Genomic DNA, 26,174 nt, shown 5'->3' with positions numbered 1-26,174 from the left:
CATCCAGAAGTAGCAAGCTACCTCCTTCAGCGTTCTACTTGCATGTATTAGGCACGCCGCCAGCGTTCGTCCTGAGCCAGGATCAAACTCTCATTAAATTAATCGTTTGTCCGGCTAAACACTCTGGCTTATCCGTTTATTGTTTCTTGACAGGTTACTTTGCGTAACCCGCACTTGGTTCGTCTTGTTCAGTTTTCAATGGCCCTCTCCTAAGAGACAACTCCTATATTCTAACAAATAACTTGAAACTTGTCAACTCTTTTGTTAATTTTTTTTATTACCCCATGAGCTTTACCTCTCAAAAGACAACTCATATATCTTACCGAATTTCTTTTCATCTGTCAAGAGGTTTTTTGAAAATTGCAAAAAAACTTTCAGAAAAATTCCGGAATCTTACCTGATTTCTCTGAAAGTTTTTCTTTTTATGCTTCATTGGAATTTTTGTAGCCGTAAATAAAATAAATAGCAATTCCGATAATTGTGGAGATCCCAAAGGCATACCAAGTAATAGTTTGGTACTGACTCATCAGTGACAAGCAGATGATAATAGATAAAATTGGTAAAAATGGTACTAGCGGTGTTTTGAATTCTGACTGACTTGGCAACCCCTTGTCTTTACGTAATTTAATTAAGGCGATAGCCATGATAATTAAATAAGCTAGGGTACAGATACTAAGGAACTCTGCGATTGTTGTCAGCGGAAATACACCCGCACAAACCATGGATAAGATACCAACTGCGATAGTAGCGTTTTTAGGAACTTTGTGTTTTTCAGTTACCTTGCTCAGCGATTTTGGTAAAAGACCGTCACGGCTAATACTATAAACTGTACGAGCAAGGGCATAGGTCATTGAAATACATACTGTAATCAGTGTGAGGATGGCAACTACTGAAACGTAATTTCCTGCCCAATCTAAACCAATCTGACGCAAGGCGAAGGCAACAGCATCATCAACACCTAGTTCTGTGTAAGGTAGCATACCTGTCAAAATCAGTGTGACAATAATATAGAGGATTGTTACAATACTGAGAGAGAGGATAATCCCTTTCGGAATATTTTTTTGTGGCTCTTTAACCTCGTCAACTGCCATTGAAATTGACTCAAATCCCAAAAAGGCATAGAACATAAGTGATGCACCGGCTATAATACCTGTTTTTCCGCCATAAATTTGCCCAAATCCGTACGGAGCAAAATCAGACCAGTTACCTGTGTTAATGAAAAAAACACCTACTCCGATAAAAATTGCTAGAGCTGAGAATTTTAGAACCACGAGGGCACTATTAAATCGCAAAGCTGATTTTGAATTCATTAAAACTAAACCTGTAACAGCGAGAACAACTAAAATTGGTAATAAATCAAGATACTGACCTTTTGCTGGATCAAAGGTCCCATTGATAGCTGCTGGTAATGTGATTCCTTGATGAGCTAAAACACCTTTGAAGTAACCTGCCCAACCTACGGCAACACTCGAAACAGCTGTCATGAACTCCATGATAATGTACCAGCCAACTAGCCAGGCTGGAAATTCTCCCAGCGTTTCATAAACGTAGTTATAAGCTCCTCCATTTCCAGGAACCCGTGAGGCAAACTCAGCGTAAAAAAGGGCGATAATGCCAACTGCGATAGCAGAAATAATAATTGAGATGACTAGAGCAGGACCAGCGTAGATAGCTGCACCTTTACCAGTAATGGTGAAGATACCAGTCCCTACCATAGAACCCAAGCCAAGAAAAATTAAATCTGTAACACCTAGATGGCGTTTCAGCGGACTTTTGATGTTCTGGCTAACTTTTTTTCTAAATAATTGCATAAAATACCTTTATAACTCTTTTTTTATTATGTTTATATCGCCAAAGACGATAATTGTAGGACTAAAATATAGCAACCTATTTAGTGTACCATAGTTAAAGCAGTTGTGACAAGTAAAATGAGCCTGTAAAACAGACTCATTTATTATTATTCAGACATTTTTTCTTTGATTTCATCGTATGATAAGGCACGTACTTCTTGTTCTTCAACATCTTCAGGCATTTTTCCTGTTTCGTAAAGAGATTTGATTTGTGCGGCATCAAGTGTTTCATGTTTCAATAAAGCTTGCGCAATCAAAGCGTGAGTCTCACGGTTTTGATTGATGATATCTGCTGCTTTATCACGAGCAGCATTGAGAAGGTCACGAACTTCATCATCTATCATGCGTGCAGTCTCTTCAGAGTAAGTTTTTTCTGGTGATAATTGTCCTGCCATCATAGCGTGGCTACCTGCATACTGAACTGGACCAAGTTTTTCACTCATGCCATATTCAGTAACCATGGCACGCGCCATAGCGCTAGCTTGTTCAAAGTCATTTGAAGCACCTGTTGTTTGAACATTGAAGATAATTTCTTCAGCTACACGACCACCCATGAGCCCTGCTAATTGCTCCTGCATGTTTTCCTTAGAAAGAAGCATTTGGTCTTCTTTTGGAAGGGAAATCATATAGCCACCAGCGCGACCGCGTGGAACAATCGTTACCTTATGAACATCACGAGCATTTGATAAGACAAGTCCAACGATGGTGTGACCAGCCTCATGGTAAGCCACAATTTCACGGTCACGTTGGGAAACCTGACGGTCTTTCTTAGCAGGTCCTGCAATAACACGATCTTCTGCCTCATCAATGTCAGAGGCATCAATTTTCTTCTTATCACGACGGGCTGCAACAAGTGCCGCCTCATTCAAGACATTTTCAAGGTCAGCACCAACGAATCCTGGAGTTTGCTGGGCAACAACCTTAAGGTCAACGTCGTCAGCAAGTGGTTTATTCTTAGCGTGAACCCGCAAGATAGCTTCACGTCCTTTGACATCAGGTTGACCAACCAAAATTTTACGGTCAAAGCGACCTGGACGAAGAAGCGCTGGATCCAGAACATCTGAACGATTGGTTGCAGCAATAACAATAATATTTTCATTGCCTTCAAAGCCATCCATTTCGATTAAGAGCTGGTTGAGGGTTTGTTCACGTTCGTCATTGCCTCCGCCCATACCAGCACCGCGACGACGACCGACAGCATCAATCTCATCAATGAAAATGATAGCACGCTCTGCCTTCTTAGCATCTTCAAAAAGAGAACGGACACGGCTTGCACCAACACCGACAAACATTTCTACAAAATCAGATCCTGAAATAGAGAAGAAGGGTACTCCAGCTTCACCGGCAACAGCCTTGGCGAGGAGAGTTTTACCCGTTCCTGGAGGTCCCTCAAGAAGAACACCTTTAGGAATACGGGCTCCAAGCGCCTTATATTTTTTAGGATTTTTGAGGAAATCAACCACTTCAACAAGTTCTTGTTTTTCCTCCTCAGCACCTGCAACGTCTGTAAAACGAATCTTAATTGAATCCTTGTTAGATGTTCTCGCTCGACTACGACCAAAGCTCATTGGATTATTACCACCACGGCCCTGCCCTGCTCCCATCATATTAAACATGAAGAAGATGAGAATTCCCATGGGAATCCACAGGGATAGGGTACTAATCCAAGAGCCGACTGAACTTTCTTGTTTAACAGTGATTTCTGTACCAGCTTTATCAGCAGCAGTTTCCAATTTTTCAAGCGAAACATTGCTTGCAAGTAGTGTGCTGGTGAAATTTGTTACTTTTGTTGTACGGTTACCAAGGAAAGGGAATGAGTTGTCTGTTTCAACTTCTTGAGCTTTTGTATAAGTTCCTGAAACAGTAACAATCGCTCCATCTGGTTGGTAGGTAATGGTTTTAATTTTTCCTGACTCTAGCTGTTTGACCAGAGTTGAGTAGTTAATTTTTTGGCTCGCTGCACTCAAGTCGCTAAATAAGAACTGAAAGCTAAAAATAGCTGTCACTAGCAACAAAATAGTTACAAAGGAATTGCGCATGAGCCCATTTGGTTTTTTATTATTCATCTATTCTCTCTTATTTGTTGTAAATTTCCTCTTTTAGGACACCTACGTACGGTAGATTACGGTAATTTTCAGCGTAATCAAGTCCAAAACCGACGATAAATTCATTTGGAACATTGTAGCAAACATAGTCAGCATCAATTTCAACAACACGGCCTTCTGGTTTATCAAAAAGGGTAGCGATCTTGACTGATTTTGCTTTGCGGTATTTGAACATATCACGCAGATAAAGAAGAGTGCGACCTGTATCAATAATATCTTCAATAAAGATGACATCGCGACCTTCAACGTTCGTATCAACGTCTTTTAAAATCTTAACTTCACCACTTGAACTTGTACCACCATGGTAGCTTGAAACAACCATGAAGTCCATCTCAACCTGAGTATCAATATGTTTAACTAGCTCAGCCATGAAAGGCACAGCACCTTTCAAAACACCAACTAAAAGAGGGTTTTTCCCAGCATAATCCTTTGTTAGTTGAGCGCCAAGCTCTTTACACTTTGTTGTAATATCTTCTTCTGAGAAGAGAACTTTCTTAATATCTTGCTCTAACATGCCTCACCTTTTATAGTTTTTGAATATATAACGTAGCTTTCATTGTATCACTTTCAGCAAATTTTCTCAAATAAAGATTATTAGCTGTTTGCACAAATATAATCTGACCTTCTTGCTCGCCGACGATGGCTTGATTTCGTTCGTTTTGAGGAATCTTTTCATCAATAAAAAGCCTGCGCAGTTTTTTTGAAAAAGTCCCAAAATCAATTTTATCATGCATTTGTCGACCTCTTAGAGTCAAGGGTGCTCGACTAAAAAGAGCTATTCCATCTCCTTTTTCATGAAATGAAAATTGAAACCCCTGAAAAACTAAGGTTTCTTGAAATTTTAGCACTTTAGAAGTTAGAGTGCTATCGGTCCTAGGGCTGATTTTTTGAATAGTGAACCGTTGAGAGTTTTTCACTAGCTCATAATCCTTTTTGAGGGGAATCTGATAAGACTTTTTGTTTTCTAAATGGGCTAACAGGTCTAAAAATTGCGCCTTAGAGACTTGTAAGTCTGGAAAATGTTCTAGATATTCTCCTAGTAATACCTCTTTTAGAGCTGGACTTTGTGATTGAAAAAAAGTTAGGTCTGTCACGTCCATATTTCTGGTTAATTCAGACAAGGCTGATTGGAATATTTGATTTTCTCTAGCCAATTCCGTCAAGTAAGTAGAAAACTTTGGATTTTCTTTTTCAAGATTTGGTAGGTAGTCATGCCTGATGCGGTTCCTTAGGTAATTCAAACTTTTATTTGAACTATCTTCAAAATGAAAAACATTTGGAAGTTGGGATTTTTTAACTGTCAAAAAAGGTCGAATGAGTTGACCTGGACCAAACTCTTGAACAGCCTTGATTCCTGTCAAATGACGAAGCCTGCTTCCGCGAAGAAGTTTTAAAAGCATGGTTTCAGCCTGATCATCTGCGTGATGAGCAGTAACCAAAGCGGTATAACCTTCTTCTATCATAATTTTTTTAAAAAAGGCATAGCGAAAATCACGCGCAGCTTTTTCCGAAAAAGCCCCTGAGAAATGTGAATAGTAAAAAGGAAATCCTGAAGTCTCTGCTAATTGACGCAGGTAGTCCTCCTCACTGTCAGACTCAGGACGCTGTTTATAGTTGATGTGGGCGATGCCTAAACTGATACCAAGGCTTTCTTGATTTAAAGACAAAAAGTGCAACAGATTCATAGAATCTACTCCACCCGAGAGAGCTATTAGGACCTTCTGATGGCGGTCAAAAAGATGGTTTTTGGTGACCTCTTGTAAAAGTTTCTGATACATTATTTCAAAATGGTGTAAATATCCTTGGCGATGGCAGAAATATCATCGTAGCTAGTATTTTCTGTAAATATAGACAAAATGAAGGGTTCATCTGTGTAAACTATAGCAACATCGTGACGAAAATCATAGGCATCACCAATTTTATGAGCGACTGGTGCGTCAATAAATTTGGAGATGCGTTGATCATCAAATCGGGTATGGGTTAAATAATCAACAATCTGTCCATTTTGTTTATAAATAGCTGACATAACCTTGGCTGCTGTCTGAGATGAAACTTCACGTTTTTCCATATTCCAGTCCGCAAGGTTTGCTATAACATTTTGATAATCAGCTCCGTATTGGTCTGCTACATAATAAGCTAAAATATTGGTAGCCACGTTGTCTGATTCTTGAGCAACTTTTTTCATTAATTCTTCAATAATGTAGTCCTTATTATCAGCTATTTTGCTGATAGACCCGCTTCCAGTTGGATCAAAGGCTCCCTTGAAATCATGAACTTTAGCCACATACTTTACCTTGTCGCTTAGAGATATCTTTCCTTGATTTAACTGCTCTTGAACATAGTAAAGCAGAGGTAATTTGCTGATGCTAGCAGAATACATGACCTTGTCTTGATTGATTCCAGCAGATGCACCAGTTGTTAGTTGCTCCACATAAACAGAAAGTTTTGCTTTATTGTATTTACTAGATAACAGCTCTTGAACTTTTTCTATACGGTTATCGGTAGCTGATAAAAAGTTTTCTGAAATCCAGCCCTGCTGGTCGATGTAGTAATAAATTCCATCAAGGGTCTGTGCCTGCTTAGTCACATGTACCTTAGTGTAAGTTTTAAGTTTTGTGGGCAAAGACTGAGCTCCCATATAATAAGGTTCTTGATAGACAGCGAAGCCTTTTTCTAACCAAAAATCATCTTCAAAAGAGACTTCCGCTAAAACCGTATCATCAATGACAAATTGCTGACTTGCTGGTAGGTAAGTCCCATCTGATAATTCAAAAACTGGTAGCGTCTGCTGGTTTAAGATTAGACCAGTAATCTCAAGAGGCGTCTCAGGAGGAAGTAAATCTGAAAAATCACTTAACTCTGGGTCTGAATAAACTGCTACTTCTGTCAAAGTTTTCGGGTGCTCTGGAATACTGGTGTAGTCCAGTAACTGATTAGTAACCGTCTGAGTCACAAGATACTGAACCTGATTAGGAGCCTCTTCGACGTTTTTCTCGGTACTAACGATTTTTAGGGGAGCAAAAAAAACTGGCACTAAAAATAGAGCAAATAGTTTCTTCATTTTCTCCCCTCCTTATTATTTTTTATTGTGTCTGACTTTAGTAACGATTTCAGTCTGATTACGTTCTGTTTTTAAAGCTTGATTTTTTTCTGCTAGTTCTTCCAGCTTTTCTTCTGAATGAGCTAGAAAAATTTCTACTGTTTTAATTAAGTTATCCATTATTTTGGTAGTAGGTCTGGTGTGGAATAAACTACTTCTCCATCCCTTATGTAATAGTATTTAGCTCGCGCGTATTTGAGAATGAAATCTTCGTTTTTCAACTGCTTAGCCAAATCTTGTTTTTCATTCATCTGCTTTGTTAAATCTTCAACATCATCCTTAAGCTGAACAATGGTAGCCTTTTTTTCTTGCAAATCTACATAACTGGAAATCAAATTGTAAGTAGGTAAGACAAAAAGAAGGACGATGATTACCATGATAATACCAATAAAACGATGACGTTTACTGAGTTCTTCTTCCTCATAGCGACGACGCTGATTTTCATTCTGAATAAAGTCGTTATTCAATTGAACAACACTAGGCTTCTTGCTCATGATTTGCTATCCTTGTCTCGCTGATGATTTCATACATTTTATCTGCATCTTCTTTTTTGGTGGAGTCTTTCATTTCCAACACGCGCACAGTCAAGAGCTTATTCCCAAAGCGTACTTCAACTTCGTCCCCTGATTTAAGATTGGTGGAGGATTTCGCTAAAATACCATTAACTTTGATGCGCCCCTTATCAGCCACTTCCTTGGCAACTGTTCGGCGTTTGATAATGCGTGATACTTTTAAATATTTATCTAATCTCATATGTGACCTCTTTTTAGTCTATCGTTTTTATTTTATCACTTTTTTTCAAAATATCAGGAAAAAATATTTTTGTTAGAAGATTGTAATATGTGTACGTGGATTCGTATGTTATATAAAATAACACATTAATCTGAATTATTTATTTTGTGTTATATTTTATAACATTTTTTATTTAAAATATTGCTTTATTTTCTTTTTTTGTGTTATGTTATGTAATATATTTTAAGGGGTTATTTTATGGATACAGGTTCTATTGCATTTATAGTCATTTGTACTGCTATGGTTTGTCTCATGACTCCAGCACTAGCTTTCTTTTATGGAGGGTTGGGTCGAAGAAAAAATGTCATTAATACCATGATGATGTCCATCATTCCTATGGCAATTGCTTCTCTCTTATGGATTGTTATAGGATATTCTCTTTCATTTGGAGGAAACGGGAATTTATTTAGAAACTTTTCACATGTTTTCTTGCAAAATGTCTCCAGTCTGACTTCTAGTCGACATTTAATAATTCCGGATTTACTATTTTCAGCCTTTCAAATGATGTTTTCTATTATTGCTGTTGGGATTTTGACGGGGTCTGCAGTGGGTCGTATGCGATTCAAACCACTAATCATTTTTATTACAGCATGGTTGTTGATGGTTTATTATCCTTTTGCTCATATGGTTTGGGATGACGAATTACTAGCTCAATGGGGACTATTGATTTTGCTGGTGGTAATGTTGTTCACATCACTTCTGGAGTTTCTGGGTTGGTTCTGGCACTTGTAGTTGGTAAACGCCGTGACTTTCACAGTTTAGAACACCGCCCTCACAACGTTCCTTTTGTTCTTTTTGGAGCTGGGTTGCTTTGGTTTGGATGGTTTGGATTCAATGCTGGCTCTGCTTTAGCAGCTAATGGACTTGTTGCACATGCTCTCATGACAACACATATTTCTGCTGCCGCAGCTATGTTTTCTTGGTTGACTATTGAAATCATAATTACAGGAAAGCCTAGTCTAGTTGGTGGATCAACAGGATTAGTAGCTGGGTTGATTGCTATTACACCAGTAGCTGGATTCGTTCCCATTTGGGCTTCGTTGATCATTGGTCTTGCCGTCAGCCCTGTCTGCTATGCCGCTATTTGGCTTGTTAAATCCAAATTAGGTTGGGATGATGCTCTAGATGCTTTTGGTTGTCATGGGGTTGGAGGAATTTTCGGTGGTCTAGTTACAGGAGTTTTTACGACACCTCAACTAGCTCTCAATCCTGACTATATTGGATTTATATATGGAAATGGAAAACTTTTTCTTGTAACAATCGCAGCTATTATTTTTACTATCATTTGGTCTGCCTTGGTTAGTTTTGTCATTATTAAAACTATTGCCATCTTTATGCCACTACGGGTTAGTGACCGAGAAGAAGCAATCGGTATGGATGATAGTGAGCATAATGAAACTGCCTATCCAACCTTTATGGGATTAGATTCATAGGAGGATTGACATAAAAAAAATAGAAGCTATTATCCGTTCGGATAAATTGGAAGACGTAAAGGACAGTTTGGTGATGATTGGTATCAAAGGCATGACTGTTAGTCAGGTGCTAGGTTTTGGTAATCAACGTGGGTTTGAAGAAATTGTTCGTGGTCAACGTATTATTCCGACCCTTTTAGCTAAAGTTAAAATTGAATTAGTGGTAACCGATAGTCAGTTAGAAACAGTACTTGAAGCCATTACTCATGCTGTACGGACAGGTGATGTGGACGATGGTAAAATTTTTATTTTACCAATAGAAGATGTTGTTCGCATCCGCACAGGTGAACGGGGCAGCGATGCTATATAAGTGAAAAAACTTCCAAGAAATGTCTTGGAAGTTTTTTAGTGAGTCATTAATGCCAGAATATGAGTGCTGAAACCACCGTCCCAGCAAAGAAAATGATGAAAATAGCCATTATCAGACTAACAGTAAACCAAAATTCACTTAAAAAACTTGTTTTTACTTTTTTCGCCGGATTTAAAAAATTGAGAATATCAGCATAAGTTTTCAACTCTCGATTTTTCAGGATGTAGAACGCCTGAAAAGCTGAATAAATCATTGGTAGAGCCAATATCCATAAAATAGGAATCACTACTCCAGCAGGAAATAAATAACGAGTCGGTACAGCTATCGAAAAAATAAAGAATGAAAGACCTCCGATAATGATCCATTTCTTCAACTGCGATTGGTCAACTTGATGTTTCATAATATCCACATCTCCTTTGATTAGATTATCCAAGGAAACGTCGAAAAATGTTGCTATTAACAAAAGTGAGTTGATGTCTGGATAAGTTTTACCACGTTCCCAGTTAGAGATTGTTTGACGTGAAACGTAAAGTTTCTCCGCTAACTCCTCCTGTGAAAGGTTTTGACTTTTTCGTAAATCTACTAAACGATTGTGTAACTCCATTTCGATCTCCTTGATAATTTCAGTCTAATCATTTTTCTCAAGTTTACCATACAAAGGTTTTGTCAGACCAACTTTTTCTATGACAAAAGGCTTTGACAACTTGATATAACGCTATGTTTAAAGAGGTTTACAGTCTTGTCAATCTTTCCTTTTTCTCTCTTTGATTTGGACAAAGGCAGAGCCGAAAGTCATCAGTTCTTCTAAGATTTCATAATCTTTTTTATTTTTGATATCAAAAATCACCTCGATTTTTCCTTTGTGTTCACTGATGCGAGCTTTAAGATTTGTCTTAGACAAGGCCTCAAAGAAATCCTGAGTTAAGAACATAGCCTGTGCAGCTTTTTCAAAACGAACAGTTAAGTTGTGACCTTTTTTCTCAACAAACTCGGCAAAAACGGCAGCCATGTAGGCCTTAATTAAACCGATTTCAAGCAGATAAGCCACCTGATCTGGGTACTCACCAAAGCGATCCATGATATCATCTTGAAGATTTTGGTAATCTTCTTGCGTTTCAATTTCACGAATTCGTTTGTAAATCTCAATTTTTTGACGCTCGTCTGTGATGTAGTCGCTAGGTAAATAAGCATCAATTTGTAGGTTAATTTCAGCATTGCCCTTACGACGAGCTTGTGATTTACCCTGCTTTTTAGCAATCGCTTCCTCTAGAAGCTGGGAGTACATCTCAAATCCAACTGAATCAATAAAGCCACTCTGTGAAGCCCCTAAGATATTGCCAGCTCCGCGGATTGATAAATCTCGCATAGCTATCTTGAAGCCAGATCCCAGCTCTGTAAATCCCTTAATCGCGTCCAGCCTTTTTTCCGAAACCTCCGACAAAATCTTATCAGGTCGGTACATGAGATAGGCATAGGCGATACGATTGCTCCGCCCCACGCGCCCTCGAAGTTGATAGAGTGTGGAAAGCCCCATGTGGTCAGCATTTTCGATAAAAAGTGTGTTGACATTTGAAATATCAACGCCAGTCTCAATGATTGTGGTTGCAACCAAGACATCATAAACACCATCAATGAAATCCAGCAAGGTATTTTCTAAAAGGACTTCATTCATCTGACCATGAACAAAACCAATAGAGGCTTCTGGTACAAGTTCTTGAAGTTCAGAAACTTTTTGCTCAATAGTCTCGACCTTGTTGTAGACGTAGAAAATCTGTCCCCCACGATCCATTTCTCGCAGAATAGCTTCACGAATCAAACCAGGATTAGTCTCCATAACATAGGTCTGGACCGGATAGCGATTAGTTGGAGGTGTCTCTATGACTGATAAATCACGAATACCAAGCATGGACATGTGAAGAGTACGTGGGATTGGAGTTGCTGTCAAGGTCAAAACATCAACCTTTGTTTTGAGTTCCTTGAGAGTCTCTTTGTGCTTGACTCCAAAGCGTTGCTCCTCATCAATAACAATCAGACCTAAATCTGAAAATGTGACGTCCTTCGACAAAAGCCGATGAGTTCCGATAATAATGTCAATTTGCCCCTTGGACAATTTTTCCAGAGTTTCGGTCTGCTCCTTTTTGCTCTGAAAACGGCTGAGTACGCCTACATTGACTGCGTAGTTATCAAATCGTTCCTTGAAATTATTGTAGTGCTGCTGAGCAAGGACAGTGGTCGGTACCAGCACAGCTACTTGCTTATTATCATTAACAGCCTTGAAGGCTGCCCGCATAGCTACTTCTGTCTTACCAAATCCCACATCACCAACCAAGAGACGATCCATAGGACTATCAGATTCCATATCCTTTTTGATTTCAGCAACTGAACGTAGCTGATCCTCAGTTTCAGCATAAGGAAAATCATCGTCAAAATCTCTCTGACTGTCATCATCTGGTGAAAAGGCAAAGCCCTTGAGCTGGCTACGCTCAGCATAAAGCTTGAGCAAATCATCCGCAATATCCTCAACCTGCTTGGTCACCTTAGATTTGGTCTTTTGGAAACGACCGTCGTTGAGTTTGTTAATTTTTGGCTCTTTCCCATCAGCTGATACATACTTAGACAAGCTCTCAATCTGCTCAACTGGCAGGGAAATGCTAGAAGCATCCTGATACTGAATCGTCAGATAATCACGATGAACACCTGAAATTTCAATGGTTTCAATGCCTAAAAATTTCCCGATACCGTGTACCTGGTGAACCACGTAGTCACCTTTTTCCAGTTCGCTATAATCCTTCAAGCGCTCGGCATTATTGACATGTTGACGACGAATACGTCGCTTCACTTTCTTATGGAAAATTTCTTTTTCCGTAATCAGAACCAGCTTTTGATCTGCAAAATAAAAACCATTAGACAAGTGCCCCTGAACCAACTGAACTTGACCGACTTGAATATCATTTTCAGCTACTATCGGAAGATCTAAATCATATTCACGCAGGGTTTCCTGCAATTTTTCAAGACCAGCATAGGAATCTACTTGGATTAAAACCGTTGCTTGATTTTTCTGATAGCGGTTCACCTCATCCACCAACATAGGAAATTGATTGAAAAATTCCTGCATGGGGTACTGGGTAAAATTGTGAATCAGATTAAACTTGATATTTCCCAAACCCTTGTGAAAATTTGAGAAGAAAGTGGCTGGCTGATAAGCACGTAAGGCTTGGTAGCTGTTAGAAAAGTAGCTAAGGTCAGAAACGGCTTTTTCTTGTTGCAAATGATCAGTTAAATAGGTGGCAACTTCCAAATCAAAACGAGCATTTTTATCCACCAACTTCTGAAAATCATCAAAGAAAATAGGTGTGCCTTTTGGTATATAATCTAGAAGACTATAGTCTTTTTCATAGAAATAAGATAAAAATTTCCGTAAATCCTTATGTTTATGTCCATCCTCAGTAACGGATAAAATTTCCGACAAATAGGCATGAAGTCGACTATCATTATCAGCTTTCTGCAGGGCTTTTTCCAAACGAAAAATTCCCCTTTCAAAGTCATCCCGCGTCAAAATAATATCATCTGCAGGGCTTAGATGCACACTCTCTAAAGTCTCCAGAGACTTTTGGCTTTCAGTATCAAAAATTCGAATACCATCTATCTCATCACCGAAGAATTCCAAACGGAAGGACTGGTCACTTCTACTATCGTAGATATCTAGAATATCTCCACGGCGACTGAACTCACCAGGGCTCATAACCTGACTAACCTTGCTGTAACCCATATTAACCAGCTGGTGGCAAAGACTATCCAAATCATAGTCTTCTCCAATTTCCAAGGTAAAAAGCTGAGCTCTATAGTCCATAGGATTTGGCAAAAGGATACGAGTACCAACCAGACTAACCAAAAGGACACCCTCAGCAAACTCATCAAGTAAAAAGTTTAAGGCTTCAACACGAGCAATAGCCTTATCCTTAGAGGCTACGATAAATTCTGCCGCTGCCATGTCATCTGCAAAAAAGTGAAAAATCTTGTCCTCTCCCACCAGACTAGAAAGGTCACTAGCTAGACTTTCTGCCTCATTTTGCGTTGAGGTAACGATGACTAGCTTACCCCCATTTTGATTGAAATAAGAGGCGATTGCTAAAGTCTTCGTAGCACCAGAAAAGCCCATAACCAACTGACGCCCTAGCAAATTTCCCTTATCCTGCCATTCACGTAAGTTTTTATGTTGTCCAAAAAGTTCTAAAAGATTAGCCATTGTAGCGCCTCATGGTTCCCTCAAAGTCGTCCGTTTTTAGATAATAGCGGAGCGACTCCACAACTTTATCTAGGGTATTTTGGATAGTGATGTAATCATCAGTTTCAAATTTACCAAGAACATGGTTAACCACAGTCATACCAGCCCTGGGACGACCGATACCAATCTTGATGCGGTCAAATTCCTGAGTACCAATCTCAGCAATAATTGACTTAATCCCATTATGCCCACCAGCGGAGCCTTTTTGACGAAAACGAATCTTACCCACTTCCATATCAAGATCATCGTATATGACGATAAAATCCTCAATAGGGATATTATAATAAGCCAAGAGGGCACGGACCGCAAAGCCTGACAGGTTCATAAAAGTAGTCGGTTTAACAAGATAAACCTTTTCACCATCGATAAAGCTAGAAGTTACCTCTGCTTTGAAGGTTTTATTTTCAGAAAAGCTGACGCCCAACTCCTTGGCCAGCAAATCTAGAGCCATAAAACCAACATTGTGTTTGGTTTCATGATATTTTGAACCTGGGTTTCCCAAACCAACAATAAGTTTTACCATAATTAAGATACAAAGGAGCCTTTCGCTTGCGAATCTTCCATAGAAAAGTAGGACAGTCAACAAAGACATTGAAGTCTAGATAACTGTATCTTTTTTCTTAGGAACTAGCTCCTTGTTCAATTCCTTTCTCATTTTTATAAAACAGCAAAAGGGTTGGAAAAACTTTCCAACCTAGGTATTTTTTATATTTTTATTTTGTTCATTAAACGTTAAAGCGGAATTCCATGATATCCCCATCTTGAACAACGTATTCTTTTCCTTCTTCACGAAGGCGTCCTGCTTCCTTTACAGCCTTCTCACTACCGTACTTGATTAAATCATCGTAGGACATGGTTACTGCACGAATAAAGCCTTTTTCAAAGTCTGAGTGGATAATGCCAGCACACTGTGGTGCTTTCATGCCACGTTTGAATGTCCAAGCACGAACTTCCTTTTCTCCTGCGGTAAAGTAGGTGCCCAGTCCAAGCAAGTGGTAGGCTGCACGTGTTAATTTGTCCACACCAGATTCTGTTAATCCAAGAGCTTCCAAAAACTCACCTTTATCTTCATCGTCGAGTTCTGAAATTTCTTCTTCAGCACGCGCAGAAATCACCACCACTTCTGCATTTTCTGTTGCTGCAAAGTCACGGATTTGCTGAACATAGCTGATAGACTCAGGATTTGCTACCTTGTCTTCATCGACATTGGCAACATAGAGGACTGGTTTGGTGGTCAAGAGGAAGAATTGTTTGACGATTTTTTCTTCTTCCGGCGTGAAGTCAACAGTACGAGCAGATTTTCCATCTTCCAAGACAGGTTTGATTTTTTCAAGGACTGCAAATTCTGCCACAGAATCCTTGTCTTTTTGCGTACGGGCCATTTTTTCTACACGCGCATAGCGTTTGTTAATGCTCTCCAGGTCCGCCAAAATCAATTCCAGGTTAATAGTATCAATATCTGCGATAGGATCAACAAAGGCATCTTCACGGCCTTGTTCACGCATGACATTTTCATCGTCAAAAGCACGCACAACGTGGACAATGGCATCAACCTCGCGGATGTTGGCCAAGAATTTATTTCCAAGTCCTTCACCTTTAGAAGCACCTTTTACGATACCGGCAATATCGGTAAATTCAAAAGTCGTTGGGACTGTCTTTTTAGGGGTGATGAGTTCTGTCAACTTCTGCAAACGCTCATCAGGCACTTCTACCATGCCGACGTTTGGATCAATGGTCGCAAAAGGGTAGTTTGCTGCTTCCGCTCCTGCCTTTGTAATTGCATTAAATAAGGTTGATTTACCTACGTTAGGTAAACCTACGATTCCTGCTGTTAAAGCCATGTTTTTTTTGTTTCTCCATTCTCAATTCAATCATGAGTATTATACCAAAAAAATGAGAAAAAGGCTTGCTGAATAGCAAGAGCCACTAAAATAAATCGATTAATATTTTTATCCACATCACAAAGAGCGGCACAAAAAAGATGAGCCACCAGTATTCTGAAATAAGATCGATAAAAATGGCTAATCCATCTCTCTTCTCATACTTTCCAGTTTCAGGATTCATCACATATTCACGTCCTTTTAGAAGATGTAAATTGTCATCATCTTCTTCCACAATAACAAATTGCTCCCCCTTGACCAGTTCATCTAGGCTAATCTTAAAAATCTCTGATAGTTTGACCAAATTTCCCAAATCAGGTGTTGCATCACCATTTTCCCATTTCGAGATAGCCTGACGTGAAATAAATAACTGTTTGGCCAACTCTTCTTGTGAGATATTTTTCTCTTGGCGAAATTTTTTTAATTGTTCAGCAAATATAGTCATTACTGTATCCACCTTTCTTTTTTATAGCCTCATTATAACAGAGTGTACGAGAGCGTTTCTAGCACTTTTTATGGCAACCAAACGTTGCGCAACTTCTAGAAAAGCTTAATAGAATAAGGTTTCTACGGTTGCAGAACTTTTTTTATCTTCCGTTCAAAATCATGACGACTCATCATGACAATATGTTCACAGTTGGTGCATTGGATTTTTATATCTGCCCCCATACGGACAATTTTCCATTCGTTGGCTTTTTTACCAGTTGATTTAATGGTACAAGCATGAGGCTTTTTCATTTCGACAAAAGATCCTAATTGGTACATATTCTAATCCTTCTTTTTGTTTCTGCCATTATATCAAAAAAACACCCAGCAAAGAAGACTGGATGTTTTAGGAGATATGAAAAAGTTTTAGGATGAGTGTAGTATAAAGGACTTTCCTTAAACTAATCTTAAACTTAATTTGTACGAACTGGCGTAATTAACTGAACGAAATCTTCACCCTCATCACCTGGCGTCAAAGTGAATGGTCTCACTGGCGAAATAAAGCGAATAACAACAGTTTCACTTTTCAAGACCTTAAGCGCATCAATCAGATAAGTCGGGTTAAAGCTAATCGTCAAATCACTTCCAGACAAGCTAACCACATCAATTTCTTCGTTTACTTTACCGACCTCAGGTGAGTTGACGTGAGCAGAAACTTTTCCATCTTCAATTTCTAGTTTGACAGTACCGCTTTGACTAGCATTAGAAATCAGCTGAGCACGTTCCATTGATTGACGAAGCGTAACAGTGTTGAAGGTCACTTCTGTTTCAAAAGTATTTGTCAAAAGACGATCTGTATCTGGATAATTTCCCTCCAACAGGCGGGTGTAGAAAGAGGTATGCTCACTTCTAAAAAGAACTTGACTCGGAGATAGGAAAACTTCTACCTGTTCCACATTATCTCCAAAAACTGCTGAAAATTCACGTAATGAACGACTTGGAATGACCACATCAAAATCATCAGTAGCTTTTTCAAGCTCAATCTGACGTTGACTCATACGGTGGGAATCGGTTGCAACAGCTTTGAAAAATTTATGATCTTTCAAATTCATGTGCACTCCAGTCAAAATAGGACGAGATTCTTGAGTACTTGCTGCAAAAGCAGTTTGAGCAATGATATTCTTAAGAATTTTAGTCTCAAATAAAAGGGGATTTGTCGTTGTCACTTCTTGTAAACGAGGGTATTGATCCACATCTTTTCCTTTGAGAGTAATTTCAGACTTACCACTTCTCAGAACTACTTGATGATGCTCAATTTCTTCAAAATCAAGTGTTACATCTGGTAAACTAGACACAATATTAATAAAGAAATTAGCCTCCAGTAATATCCCTCCAGGCTGTGTAATCAGAAGTCCTGCATTGTCATCTTGACTAGAAATTGTATTTTCAATAGAAATTTGTCCATTTGAACCTGTTAAAGTAATAGTTGAACTTGAAATTTCTAATTTCAAGCTAGATAAAATCGGAATAGCATTTTTAGATGAAATAGCTCGTTTGGTAGCATTTAAGGCTTGTAGGAAATAAGTTTTATTGATTGAAAAATGAATCATGGATTCTCCTTTACTTTATAAGTATTAAGTTAGTAGTAGTAGTAGGTCCTGTGGATAAGGTGGAAAAGTCATCTTATCTTAGATAACTAGTAGTCTTTTAAATTGTGTATAACTTGTGGAAAAGTCTTCAATAAATCTCAGGTTTTCCACAAGTTTATCGGACCTTTTGCTTGAGAGTTTCAATTTCGATGCGAAGACTATCATCTGTTTTTAACATGTTTTTTATTTTATTATAAGCATGAAGAATAGTTGAATGGTCTCTGCCTCCGAATTCCTTACCAATCTTTGGCAGACTATTGTCAGTCATCTCACGGGAAAGAAAGATAGCAACTTGACGCGCTAAGACAATATTCTGATTTCTCTTTGTTGACTTGATTTCCTTCACTGAAACTCCATAAAACTTTCCAACTTCTGCCTGAATGGTATCTATTGGGATGACGGATATGGTCAGAGGTTCTTGTTTTTTTGCACGAATGGCTTCCGCAGCGATATCAACGGTGATGGTATCAACCTTTTTGACACTGGCTACCAGACTGATGTTTTTAAGGGCACCTTCAAGCTCACGTACGTTAGAATCAAATTGCCCTGCCAAGTATTCAATAGTAGCTGGGAGAAAGTGATAAGGATAGTCTTGAATTTTATCTTGCAAGATTGCAATTCTCGTTTCATAATCAGGTGGCGTAATGTCCTGGGTTAAGCCCCAACTAAAGCGCGAGACAAGGCGCTCCTCCAAGTCATTTAGTTGCTCAGGCGCACGGTCACTGGTCAGTACAATCTGCTTATTGTTATCATGGAGAGCTGTAAAGGTATTGAAAAATTCTTCTTGTGTCCCCTGTTTTTTAGCTAAAAACTGAATATCATCAATCAAAAGGACATCCAAATGACGAAACTTTTCTTTCAGTTCATCTGTCGTTCCAAGTCTGATGTGTGTGACAAATTCATTAATGAAATTTTCAGTAGTAATATATTTGACACGGGCGCGTGGATTGTCTTCAAGGACATTGTTACCAATAGCATTAAGTAAGTGAGTTTTACCAAGTCCTGGTCCCCCCCAGATAAAAAGGGGGTTATAAACGGTTCCTGGACTTCCAGCAACAGCTAGTGCCGCAGCTAATGCCCACTGACTCCCCTTACCAGAGATAAAATTATCAAAGCGATATTTTGGATTGAGGTCTGTCTCAATAACAGGCCCACTCAGAGCACTATTTGGAATCAAAGACTGCATAGGTGATTGAAATTCTTCATAACTATCAGTAACAGAATTTTCTTCAAAGGTATAATCAATCAAAATCTCCTGATTAAAGATTTCAAAGCCAGCAGTTAAAACAATATCAGTCAGGTTACTTTTCCAATAAAGCTCTTTTTTTTCTTCTAGGAAGATAGTAGCCACTTGATTTGAAACGCTTATAAGCCTAGCATCGGCAATAAAGAAATCAAAAACGGCCTGCGAAAACTTGTCTCTCGCTAATTCTAAGACCCTATTCCAAAAAAGGCGTTCATTTTCGGTCATCTCGTTTCCTCGTCTGTTCGTTAGTTGTTCTATTCTAACATATTTTAAAAAAGTTTTCCACAAGTATTTTAAAACTAATCCACATTGTCCACAAAAGTTTTCCACAGGATGTGTAAAACCCTCACAATCTTGGTTTACTCAACTTTTTAAGGGGGCTTTCCTGTTGAAAATCCTGTTTAAAAAAGAAAAAAAGTCAACAGCCTATTTTAGGCTGTTGATAATTCTGTGGAAATCGTCTTGGTTGGAAAAATGAATTGTCAACTTGCCTCTGTGTGCTTTGTTAGAGTAGATTTTAACAGGTAGGCCAAATCGCTGACTCAAATCTTTTTCATAGTCAGTAATAAAGGGATTTTTCTCTGGCTGTTTAACTTTTTTCTTTTTATTATTACCTAAAATAATTGCCTCTAGCTGTCTAACGCTAAGTTGCTTATCAATGATTTCCTTTCTCCAAAAATCTTGCTTTTCTGGATCATTGAGACTAAGTAGCACCCGTGCATGCCCTTGTGAAATATGGCCAGATTCAACAGCTTCTTGGAGTGCTTCTGGCAAATTTAACAAGCGGAGCAGATTACTGATATAAGGGCGAGACTTCCCCATATAGCGAGCTAAATCTTCGTGAGTAATCTGATTTTTATCAATCATCTGTTGGTAGGCCTTAGCTTCTTCAATAGGATTAAGATTGGAACGTTGAAGGTTTTCAATAATAGCCTGCTTCATGCTATCATCATCAGAAATCTCCTTAACAATAGCTGGAATCTCTGTTAATCCAGCTATTTTTGAAGCTCTAAGTCTGCGCTCACCTGCTATCAATTCATAACCAAATACAGCAGACTTTCGGACAATAATAGGCTGAATGAGCCCATTTTCAGCAATAGAATTTGCCAAATCATTCAATTCTTCTTGATTAAAAGTCAACCTAGGCTGATAAGGATTACGCTGAATTTGATCAATCTTTAAAATCTGTAAACCTTCTGTCATTGTCTCTCCTAATAAAAAACTACCTTTACACTATTGTAAAGGTAGTGATAAAGTCTGTCAACTTAATTTGTAGTCAACTCCTGTGTCGTCTTATCAAGCTTGATTGGAACAGTTTGTTTTTTACCATCACGGTAGAAGGAAACTTTGATAGAATCTCCAATGTTGTGACCATAAAGGATGCTCTGTAAATCGCTTGAAGAAGTGACTTCTTCACCATCAATTTCAGTGATAACATCATATTTTTCAAGCTTACCAGAAGCAGGCATATTGTCTTGAACATATGCAACCACGATACCGGCAGTCACTTCATCTGGTAATTTTAATTGGAAGATAAAGTTAGTTGACAGCTCACTGAGATTAGCCATTCTGATTCCAAGAGCAGGACGATTAACTTTACCATTTTCTTCTAGTTGTTTGATAATCTTGACAACATCATTTGATGGGATAGCGAATCCCATACCTTCAACAGAGGAGGTGTTTGTCATTGAGGTAGAGGTTGATGAAATTTTACTTGAGTTGATACCAATGACCTGACCTTGAATATTAATGAGAGCTCCGCCTGAGTTACCAGGATTAATTGCAGCATCAGTTTGGATAGCATTAGTTGAAATCACTTCACCTTGGTCATTTTGAGTCGTCACTGTACGGCTAAGGCTTGAAACGATACCTTCTGTAACTGAATTGGCGTATTCAGCACCCAGTGGGCTACCAATAGCAATCGCTGTCTCTCCTACAGTCAATGTATCAGAGTCCGCAAACTGAGCAACTGTTTTAACATTTTCAGATGAGATTTTCACAACCGCAAGGTCAGAATAAGTATCACTACCAACCAGCTCACCAACAACCTTAGTGCCATCAGCTAAAAGAATTTCAATTTGTTCGGCACCTTCAATAACGTGGTTATTGGTGACAAGATAGGCATATTTATCATCTTTTTTGTAAATAACCCCTGACCCCTCACTAGCAACTGCTAGTTCATTGGTCGAAGAGTTTCCAAAAACGTTTTGGAAAGAATTTTTTTGCGTGCTTTGATAGTTAATAACAGAGACGACAGCGTCTTGGACAGTAGCTACTGCAGTGGTTGTGTCGTTCGAATTTTTGTAAGCAACCTTACTGACACTTGTCGTTGAGGAATTTGTTGTAGCTGCTTTTGAATTAAAAAGACCAGTTTGTAAGACCAAAAAAGTGGCCACAAATCCCCCAGCAAAACCAGCAGATAGGATTAGGAACAATTTTAAGATAGAAGAATGTATTTTTTTCATGATGAAGACCTCCAATTTCCATCAGTTTAAGAAAAGTGGCTTAATTATACCTTAAAATTAAAAAAAAAGAAAGTTTCCACAGCTTGTGGAAAACTTTGTGGAAAAGAAATGAAATTTGCAAATATAACGGTAATAATCAGGTATATTCCTGTGGATAACCTCGCACAAAAGAGAGTTTTTATGGTATAATGCCCTTATGAAAATCAAAATGATAACCGTTGGAAAATTAAAAGAAAAATACTTGAAAGATGGTGTTGCTGAGTACCAGAAACGCCTCGGACGATTTTGTAAGCTAGAAATGATTGAACTTCCAGATGAAAAAACGCCAGATAAAGCTAGTGAAGCTGAAAATCAAGTCATTATGGACAAGGAGGCAAGCCGTATTTTAGGGAAAATTGCAGAACGAGAGTTTGTTATTGCTCTAGCTATTGAAGGTCAGCAATTTCCATCAGAAAAATTTAGTCAGATTTTAGAGGAAACAACTGTCAAAGGCTATTCAGATATTACTTTCATCATTGGTGGCAGTCTCGGTTTATCTCTTGAAGTCAAAAAACGAGCTAACCTATTGATGAGTTTTGGAAAGTTAACATTACCTCATCAACTGATGAAACTGGTTTTGATTGAACAAATTTATAGGGCTTTTATGATTCGGCAAGGAAGCCCTTATCATAAGTGAATCTTAAAAGTTGAGGAAAAATGAAGCATAAAATAAAAGATTATCGTGTTTTTGAAGGTTTACGTGTGGCAGCCTGTTTAACTTTTATCAGTGGTTATATTAATGCCTTTACTTTTGTCACCCAAGATGGGATATTTGCTGGAGTTCAATCTGGTAATGTCATCATGTGGGCCTATCATGCTGCTCAAGGTAACTGGCAAAAGGTCCTTAATTTTACCATCCCTATCGTCTTTTTCATGATTGGACAGTGTGTTACATATCTTGTTCGTCGCTGGTTTATAAAACATAATATTTTTTGGCATTTTGGTGCTAGCCTTATCATGTTGCTGCTTATCTCTATTACAACTCTAATGACTCCTATTCTTCCCTCCTTCTTCACTATAGCAAATTTAGCGCTAGTAGCCTCTATCCAGATAGAATCCTTTCGTAAACTTCGAGGAGCTCCCTACGCTAATGTCATGATGACTGGAAATGTCAAAAACGCCGCTTTTTTGTCATTTAAAGGATTGGTTGAAAAAAATACTGAGTTGAAAAAAGAAGGGCAAAATATCTTTTTGATTATCGCTAGCTTTGCTCTAGGAGTCTCCTTATCTACCCTTATTTCTAGTCGTTTGGGCGAATATGGGTTAGGTTTTATTATTTTTCCACTTATTTATATCAATATCAGTCTCTGGCGTGAGAAAAATTGGGAAGAAAGAGAGAAGAAAAAAGCCTAAGGAAAGTCCTTAGGTTTTTTAGTGATCCCAGCAGGATTCGAACCTGCGACCGTTCGCTTAGAAGGCGAATGCTCTATCCAGCTGAGCTATGAGACCTCAACTTTATTAGTTTACCAAAAATTGAAAAAAACTGCAATATTTAAAATAAAATGAAACAAAGGGCTAGACAAATTTCAGTTATCTGATATAATAGTATGAGTGTTAAGTAAACACCATGGTCCGTTGGTCAAGGGGTTAAGACACCGCCTTTTCACGGCGGTAACACGGGTTCGAATCCCGTACGGACTATAAAACTTGCTCCGTTGGTCAAGGGGTTAAGACACCGCCTTTTCACGGCGGTAACACGGGTTCGAATCCCGTACGGAGTATTTTTAAAACTGCTAAGGCAGTTTTTTTTTATAAACAACAATAATAAAGAGGATGGGTAATACTCATCTAATACTCACCTAAAGTCAAAATCTGAACACATCTATTGTTTATGGACAATACTTTTTAAAGTATCATTATCTAATCCTTGAATGATTTCTTGGAGCTTATCAATGACTGACTCCAATGTTTGAAAGGCTCTATTCTTAAAGCCTCGTTTGCGAATCTCTGCCCAAACTTGTTCAATTGGATTCATCTCTGGGGTATATGGTGGTATGAATGTAAATTCAATATTATCAGGTATTTCAAGTGCCTGAGATTTATGCCAAATGGCATTGTCCATGACTAATATGATGTAGTCATGGAGATAAGCTGCTTATAATTGTCGTAAAAATTCATTCATCCAATAAGACGGGTTTGCTTATAGGAATTTTGCTCAAGAAATTGCTTACTTGATTTTTTCTTGTACAAAGATTTTATTTTTAGACGCTAAAATCGTTTCGGCGTCTGCTTTCTTTGGATGTTCTGGACGGGGAGTTACTTTTGTTGCTTACTGCGTAAGCTCTATCTCCCACCTCAAAGAATCTCTTGATTCTTTGACCCATCCATGACGTTTCAATAGTTGGTAAAAACCATCTTTAGTCGTCGTACGACCAAGTTTATCTTGATAAGCTCTATAGAGGGATTCAACAGTTAAAAACTCTCCGTCTACACCAGAAGCTAACTGCTCACTCAAAAAAGCTTGTTCTTCTTCGACTGTCATATAAGAGTGGCGACGGCCTCCTCTAGCATCTGAGGTAAGACCTGTTAAACCATGTTCTTGATATTTCTTAGTCAATCGCCAAACGGTATCATGTGAGACATCAAGCATCTCCATAATGGATTTGTAGGGAGTATGAATAGACCTGAGATATACTACTTGAATACGTTTGTGGTAAGCTGATAAGGTTTTATCTTTTAGAGCTGTCTTAAGCTCTTTAATCATTTCGTTAGTAAATTCCATGTTTCTATTATATATCAGATTTTGAATTTGGTTAAGTATAAAAAGTCCTAAAAATAGAAAATAGCTTAGAATTTCGTCATCAAAAACGTTGATTCTAAGCTATTTTTGATTGCTCAAATTTTAACCGAAAGGCTAAAGTTTTAGTTTTTGCCCAGCCTCTTTATCTTTTAAGCCCATAAGGCCTTTACTTTTGCTTGTACTTCTTCATTTTCAAGGAATTCATCATAAGTTTCATCAATGCGGTCGATGACACCATTCTTAGAAATAACAACAATGTGGTTGGCGATAGTTTGAATAAATTCGTGGTCGTGACTAGCAAAGATAACAGATTCTTTGAAATCACGGACGCCATCATTCAAGCTAGAGATTGACTCCAAGTCTAAGTGGTTGGTTGGGTCATCAAGGATAAGTACGTTTGATTTAAGGAGCATGAGCTTAGATAACATAACGCGAACTTTTTCTCCTCCTGACAGAACGTTGACTGATTTTTTCACTTCGTCACCTGAGAAGAGCATGCGTCCCAAAAAGCCACGCAAGAAGGTATCGTCATCTTCACCTTTTGCAGCAAATTGGCGAAGCCATTCAAGAATTGATTCACCAGTTGCAAAGTCTTTAGTGTTGTCTTTTGGAAGATAAGATTGCGATGTTGTCACGCCCCATTTTATGGTACCTTCATAGTCAATGTCACCAGCAAGGGCACGCATGAGAGCTGTTGTTTGAATATCGTTTTCACCAATAATAGCAGTCTTATCACCTGGACGGAGAATAAAGCTGATATTGTCGATGATTTTTTCACCATCAACAGTAACAGAGAGATTTTCAACAGTTAAAAGGTCATTACCAATTTCACGCTCTGCCTTGAAATTGATAAATGGGTATTTACGGCTTGAGGGTACGATTTCTTCCAATTCAATCTTATCAAGCATTTTCTTACGAGATGTCGCTTGTTTAGATTTTGAGGCATTGGCGGAGAAACGAGCGATAAAGTCTTGGAGTTCTTTGATTTTTTCTTCTGCCTTGGCGTTACGGTCAGCTTGCAAGCGTGCTGCCAATTCTGAAGACTGCTTCCAGAAATCATAGTTTCCGACAAAGAGTTTGATTTTACCAAAGTCAAGGTCGGCCATGTGGGTACATACTTTGTTCAAGAAGTGACGGTCATGGGAGACGACAATAACGGTATTTTCAAAGTCAATCAGGAAATCTTCTAACCAAGCAATTGACTGAATATCAAGACCGTTGGTAGGCTCGTCAAGGAGAAGAACATCTGGTTTACCAAAGAGAGCTTTAGCAAGGAGGACCTTCACCTTGTCACCGTTAGCCAGTTCACTCATATTTTGGTAGTGGAGTTCTTCAGCAATATTCAAGTTTTGAAGGAGTTGTGAAGCTTCTGATTCAGCTTCCCAACCACCGAGCTCAGCAAACTCACCTTCAAGTTCTGCTGCACGAACACCGTCCTCATCAGAAAAGTCTTCTTTCATGTAGATAGCATCTTTTTCTTTCATGATGCCATAGAGTTTTTCGTTGCCCATGATGACCACATCAATGACGCGTTCATCTTCATAATCAAAATGGTTCTGGCGAAGAACAGACAAGCGTTCATCTGGACCAAGTGAGACATGACCTGTGGAAGGCTCAATGTCACCTGCCAAGATTTTGAGAAAGGTTGATTTGCCTGCACCATTGGCACCAATAAGTCCATAGGTATTTCCTGCTGTAAATTTGATATTGACCTCATCAAAAAGTTTACGGTCGCTGAACCGTAGCGAAACGTCTGAAACTGTTAACACAATTGTTACCTCGTATTTTATTCTATTCTCTCTATTTTAGCTAAAA

Annotated in this window: 22 protein-coding genes, 3 tRNA genes, 1 rRNA gene and 2 pseudogenes; 6 read left to right on the top strand and 22 right to left on the bottom strand. The window is 38.6% G+C overall.

Annotation, left to right across the window (positions count from 1 at the left end; genetic code table 11):
• The 9 genes from G576_RS0104795 to G576_RS0104755 all read right to left on the bottom strand — a co-directional run.
• Positions 1–98, bottom strand: a 16S ribosomal RNA gene (locus G576_RS0104795); the annotation flags it as partial.
• A gap of 324 nt (positions 99–422) precedes the next feature.
• Entirely contained in the window at positions 423–1,811 is a 1,389-nt protein-coding gene (locus tag G576_RS0104790; RefSeq protein ID WP_027973639.1) for an APC family permease, read from the bottom strand.
• Between the two features lie 146 nt (positions 1,812–1,957).
• Positions 1,958–3,916 (bottom strand): ATP-dependent zinc metalloprotease FtsH, encoded by a 1,959-nt coding sequence (ftsH, locus tag G576_RS0104785; protein ID WP_027973638.1) that lies wholly within the window; start codon positions 3,914–3,916, stop codon positions 1,958–1,960.
• A gap of 10 nt (positions 3,917–3,926) precedes the next feature.
• Positions 3,927–4,469 carry a hypoxanthine phosphoribosyltransferase gene (gene hpt / locus G576_RS0104780; RefSeq protein ID WP_027973637.1) on the bottom strand — a complete coding sequence of 181 codons (543 nt, stop codon included), beginning with the start codon at positions 4,467–4,469 and terminating at the stop codon, positions 3,927–3,929.
• A gap of 10 nt (positions 4,470–4,479) precedes the next feature.
• A complete protein-coding gene (tilS, locus tag G576_RS0104775; RefSeq protein ID WP_211218872.1) occupies positions 4,480–5,736 on the bottom strand; it encodes a tRNA lysidine(34) synthetase TilS in 1,257 nt (418 codons plus the stop codon).
• Positions 5,733–7,016 (bottom strand): serine hydrolase, encoded by a 1,284-nt coding sequence (locus G576_RS0104770; RefSeq protein WP_027973635.1) that lies wholly within the window; start codon positions 7,014–7,016, stop codon positions 5,733–5,735. The genes tilS and G576_RS0104770 overlap by 4 nt, the downstream gene beginning before the upstream one ends.
• 15 nt (positions 7,017–7,031) lie before the next feature.
• Positions 7,032–7,175, bottom strand: a complete 144-nt coding sequence (locus G576_RS13705) for an SP_0009 family protein (RefSeq protein ID WP_037618487.1) — start codon at positions 7,173–7,175, stop codon at positions 7,032–7,034.
• Positions 7,175–7,549 carry an FtsB family cell division protein gene (locus tag G576_RS0104760; protein ID WP_027973634.1) on the bottom strand — a complete coding sequence of 125 codons (375 nt, stop codon included), beginning with the start codon at positions 7,547–7,549 and terminating at the stop codon, positions 7,175–7,177. Before G576_RS0104760 ends, G576_RS13705 begins: the two co-directional genes overlap by 1 nt.
• Positions 7,533–7,808 (bottom strand): RNA-binding S4 domain-containing protein, encoded by a 276-nt coding sequence (locus G576_RS0104755; RefSeq protein WP_027973633.1) that lies wholly within the window; start codon positions 7,806–7,808, stop codon positions 7,533–7,535. The genes G576_RS0104760 and G576_RS0104755 overlap by 17 nt, the downstream gene beginning before the upstream one ends.
• A gap of 237 nt (positions 7,809–8,045) precedes the next feature.
• Here G576_RS0104755 and G576_RS12300 point away from each other — a divergent pair.
• Positions 8,046–9,280, top strand: a pseudogene (locus tag G576_RS12300) (ammonium transporter).
• 10 nt (positions 9,281–9,290) lie between these two features.
• Positions 9,291–9,629 (top strand): P-II family nitrogen regulator, encoded by a 339-nt coding sequence (locus tag G576_RS0104745; protein WP_027973632.1) that lies wholly within the window; start codon positions 9,291–9,293, stop codon positions 9,627–9,629.
• 46 nt (positions 9,630–9,675) lie between these two features.
• On the opposite strand, the gene G576_RS0104740 is transcribed toward G576_RS0104745, so the two are convergent.
• The 10 genes from G576_RS0104740 to G576_RS0104695 form a co-directional block, all read right to left on the bottom strand.
• Positions 9,676–10,233, bottom strand: a complete 558-nt coding sequence (locus tag G576_RS0104740; protein WP_027973631.1) for a helix-turn-helix domain-containing protein — start codon at positions 10,231–10,233, stop codon at positions 9,676–9,678.
• Positions 10,234–10,371: 138 nt separating this feature from the next.
• The gene (gene mfd, locus G576_RS0104735) at positions 10,372–13,875 is read right to left on the bottom strand and encodes a transcription-repair coupling factor (RefSeq protein ID WP_027973630.1); all 3,504 of its coding nucleotides are present in this window, start codon (positions 13,873–13,875) and stop codon (positions 10,372–10,374) included.
• Positions 13,868–14,437, bottom strand: a complete 570-nt coding sequence (gene pth, locus G576_RS0104730; RefSeq protein ID WP_027973629.1) for an aminoacyl-tRNA hydrolase — start codon at positions 14,435–14,437, stop codon at positions 13,868–13,870. The genes mfd and pth overlap by 8 nt, the downstream gene beginning before the upstream one ends.
• Before the next feature lie 202 nt (positions 14,438–14,639).
• Positions 14,640–15,755: a redox-regulated ATPase YchF gene (gene ychF, locus G576_RS0104725; protein WP_027973628.1), complete on the bottom strand. Its 1,116-nt coding sequence runs from the start codon at positions 15,753–15,755 to the stop codon at positions 14,640–14,642.
• Between the two features lie 85 nt (positions 15,756–15,840).
• Entirely contained in the window at positions 15,841–16,239 is a 399-nt protein-coding gene (locus tag G576_RS0104720) for a helix-turn-helix domain-containing protein (protein ID WP_027973627.1), read from the bottom strand.
• A gap of 122 nt (positions 16,240–16,361) precedes the next feature.
• Positions 16,362–16,559: a DUF951 domain-containing protein gene (locus G576_RS0104715; RefSeq protein WP_027973626.1), complete on the bottom strand. Its 198-nt coding sequence runs from the start codon at positions 16,557–16,559 to the stop codon at positions 16,362–16,364.
• Between the two features lie 134 nt (positions 16,560–16,693).
• Positions 16,694–17,830 (bottom strand): DNA polymerase III subunit beta, encoded by a 1,137-nt coding sequence (gene dnaN, locus G576_RS0104710; protein ID WP_027973625.1) that lies wholly within the window; start codon positions 17,828–17,830, stop codon positions 16,694–16,696.
• A 154-nt stretch (positions 17,831–17,984) separates the two neighbouring features.
• Positions 17,985–19,340, bottom strand: a complete 1,356-nt coding sequence (dnaA, locus tag G576_RS0104705; RefSeq protein WP_027973624.1) for a chromosomal replication initiator protein DnaA — start codon at positions 19,338–19,340, stop codon at positions 17,985–17,987.
• 201 nt (positions 19,341–19,541) lie between these two features.
• Positions 19,542–20,318, bottom strand: coding sequence for a ParB/RepB/Spo0J family partition protein (locus G576_RS0104700; RefSeq protein ID WP_027973623.1), 777 nt, complete (start codon positions 20,316–20,318; stop codon positions 19,542–19,544).
• 62 nt (positions 20,319–20,380) lie between these two features.
• Positions 20,381–21,580 carry a S1C family serine protease gene (locus G576_RS0104695; RefSeq protein WP_027973622.1) on the bottom strand — a complete coding sequence of 400 codons (1,200 nt, stop codon included), beginning with the start codon at positions 21,578–21,580 and terminating at the stop codon, positions 20,381–20,383.
• Positions 21,581–21,776: 196 nt separating this feature from the next.
• Between G576_RS0104695 and rlmH the strand changes: the two genes are divergently transcribed.
• Both rlmH and G576_RS0104685 read left to right on the top strand, forming a co-directional pair.
• Positions 21,777–22,256, top strand: coding sequence for a 23S rRNA (pseudouridine(1915)-N(3))-methyltransferase RlmH (gene rlmH, locus G576_RS0104690; RefSeq protein WP_027973621.1), 480 nt, complete (start codon positions 21,777–21,779; stop codon positions 22,254–22,256).
• Positions 22,257–22,276: 20 nt separating this feature from the next.
• The gene (locus G576_RS0104685; protein ID WP_027973620.1) at positions 22,277–22,972 is read left to right on the top strand and encodes a YoaK family protein; all 696 of its coding nucleotides are present in this window, start codon (positions 22,277–22,279) and stop codon (positions 22,970–22,972) included.
• 22 nt (positions 22,973–22,994) lie between these two features.
• On the opposite strand, the gene G576_RS0104680 is transcribed toward G576_RS0104685, so the two are convergent.
• A tRNA-Arg gene (locus G576_RS0104680) sits at positions 22,995–23,068 on the bottom strand.
• A gap of 120 nt (positions 23,069–23,188) precedes the next feature.
• Between G576_RS0104680 and G576_RS0104675 the strand changes: the two genes are divergently transcribed.
• Both G576_RS0104675 and G576_RS0104670 read left to right on the top strand, forming a co-directional pair.
• Positions 23,189–23,260 (top strand) — tRNA-Glu (locus G576_RS0104675).
• Positions 23,261–23,268: 8 nt separating this feature from the next.
• A tRNA-Glu gene (locus G576_RS0104670) sits at positions 23,269–23,340 on the top strand.
• A gap of 101 nt (positions 23,341–23,441) precedes the next feature.
• Here G576_RS0104670 and G576_RS13220 read toward each other — a convergent pair.
• Positions 23,442–24,323 (bottom strand): annotated as a pseudogene (locus tag G576_RS13220) (transposase).
• Between the two features lie 185 nt (positions 24,324–24,508).
• Positions 24,509–26,128, bottom strand: coding sequence for an ATP-binding cassette domain-containing protein (locus tag G576_RS0104655; RefSeq protein ID WP_027973618.1), 1,620 nt, complete (start codon positions 26,126–26,128; stop codon positions 24,509–24,511).
• Positions 26,129–26,174 lie beyond the last annotated feature (46 nt).

Source organism: Streptococcus porci DSM 23759 (genome assembly GCF_000423765.1).
GTDB lineage: Bacteria > Bacillota > Bacilli > Lactobacillales > Streptococcaceae > Streptococcus > Streptococcus porci.
Note: the sequence above shows the minus strand (reverse complement) of the source record. Positions and strands in the feature narration are given on the sequence as shown.

Excerpts from the sequence above, each read along its gene's own strand:
- G576_RS13705 (WP_037618487.1), bottom strand. The coding sequence starts at position 7,175 with ATGGATAACTTAATTAAAACAGTAGAAATTTTTCTAGCTCATTCAGAA.
- mfd (WP_027973630.1), bottom strand. The coding sequence starts at position 13,875 with ATGGCTAATCTTTTAGAACTTTTTGGACAACATAAAAACTTACGTGAA.
- G576_RS0104760 (WP_027973634.1), bottom strand. The coding sequence starts at position 7,549 with ATGAGCAAGAAGCCTAGTGTTGTTCAATTGAATAACGACTTTATTCAG.
- ychF (WP_027973628.1), bottom strand. The coding sequence starts at position 15,755 with ATGGCTTTAACAGCAGGAATCGTAGGTTTACCTAACGTAGGTAAATCA.
- G576_RS0104790 (WP_027973639.1), bottom strand. The coding sequence starts at position 1,811 with ATGCAATTATTTAGAAAAAAAGTTAGCCAGAACATCAAAAGTCCGCTG.
- ftsH (WP_027973638.1), bottom strand. The coding sequence starts at position 3,916 with ATGAATAATAAAAAACCAAATGGGCTCATGCGCAATTCCTTTGTAACT.
- G576_RS0104715 (WP_027973626.1), bottom strand. The coding sequence starts at position 16,559 with ATGTACCAATTAGGATCTTTTGTCGAAATGAAAAAGCCTCATGCTTGT.
- dnaA (WP_027973624.1), bottom strand. The coding sequence starts at position 19,340 with ATGACCGAAAATGAACGCCTTTTTTGGAATAGGGTCTTAGAATTAGCG.
- G576_RS0104770 (WP_027973635.1), bottom strand. The coding sequence starts at position 7,016 with ATGAAGAAACTATTTGCTCTATTTTTAGTGCCAGTTTTTTTTGCTCCC.
- pth (WP_027973629.1), bottom strand. The coding sequence starts at position 14,437 with ATGGTAAAACTTATTGTTGGTTTGGGAAACCCAGGTTCAAAATATCAT.
- G576_RS0104695 (WP_027973622.1), bottom strand. The coding sequence starts at position 21,580 with ATGAAAAAAATACATTCTTCTATCTTAAAATTGTTCCTAATCCTATCT.
- G576_RS0104720 (WP_027973627.1), bottom strand. The coding sequence starts at position 16,239 with ATGACTATATTTGCTGAACAATTAAAAAAATTTCGCCAAGAGAAAAAT.
- G576_RS0104740 (WP_027973631.1), bottom strand. The coding sequence starts at position 10,233 with ATGGAGTTACACAATCGTTTAGTAGATTTACGAAAAAGTCAAAACCTT.
- hpt (WP_027973637.1), bottom strand. The coding sequence starts at position 4,469 with ATGTTAGAGCAAGATATTAAGAAAGTTCTCTTCTCAGAAGAAGATATT.
- G576_RS0104755 (WP_027973633.1), bottom strand. The coding sequence starts at position 7,808 with ATGAGATTAGATAAATATTTAAAAGTATCACGCATTATCAAACGCCGA.
- dnaN (WP_027973625.1), bottom strand. The coding sequence starts at position 17,830 with ATGATTCATTTTTCAATCAATAAAACTTATTTCCTACAAGCCTTAAAT.
- rlmH (WP_027973621.1), top strand. The coding sequence starts at position 21,777 with ATGAAAATCAAAATGATAACCGTTGGAAAATTAAAAGAAAAATACTTG.
- G576_RS0104685 (WP_027973620.1), top strand. The coding sequence starts at position 22,277 with ATGAAGCATAAAATAAAAGATTATCGTGTTTTTGAAGGTTTACGTGTG.
- G576_RS0104700 (WP_027973623.1), bottom strand. The coding sequence starts at position 20,318 with ATGACAGAAGGTTTACAGATTTTAAAGATTGATCAAATTCAGCGTAAT.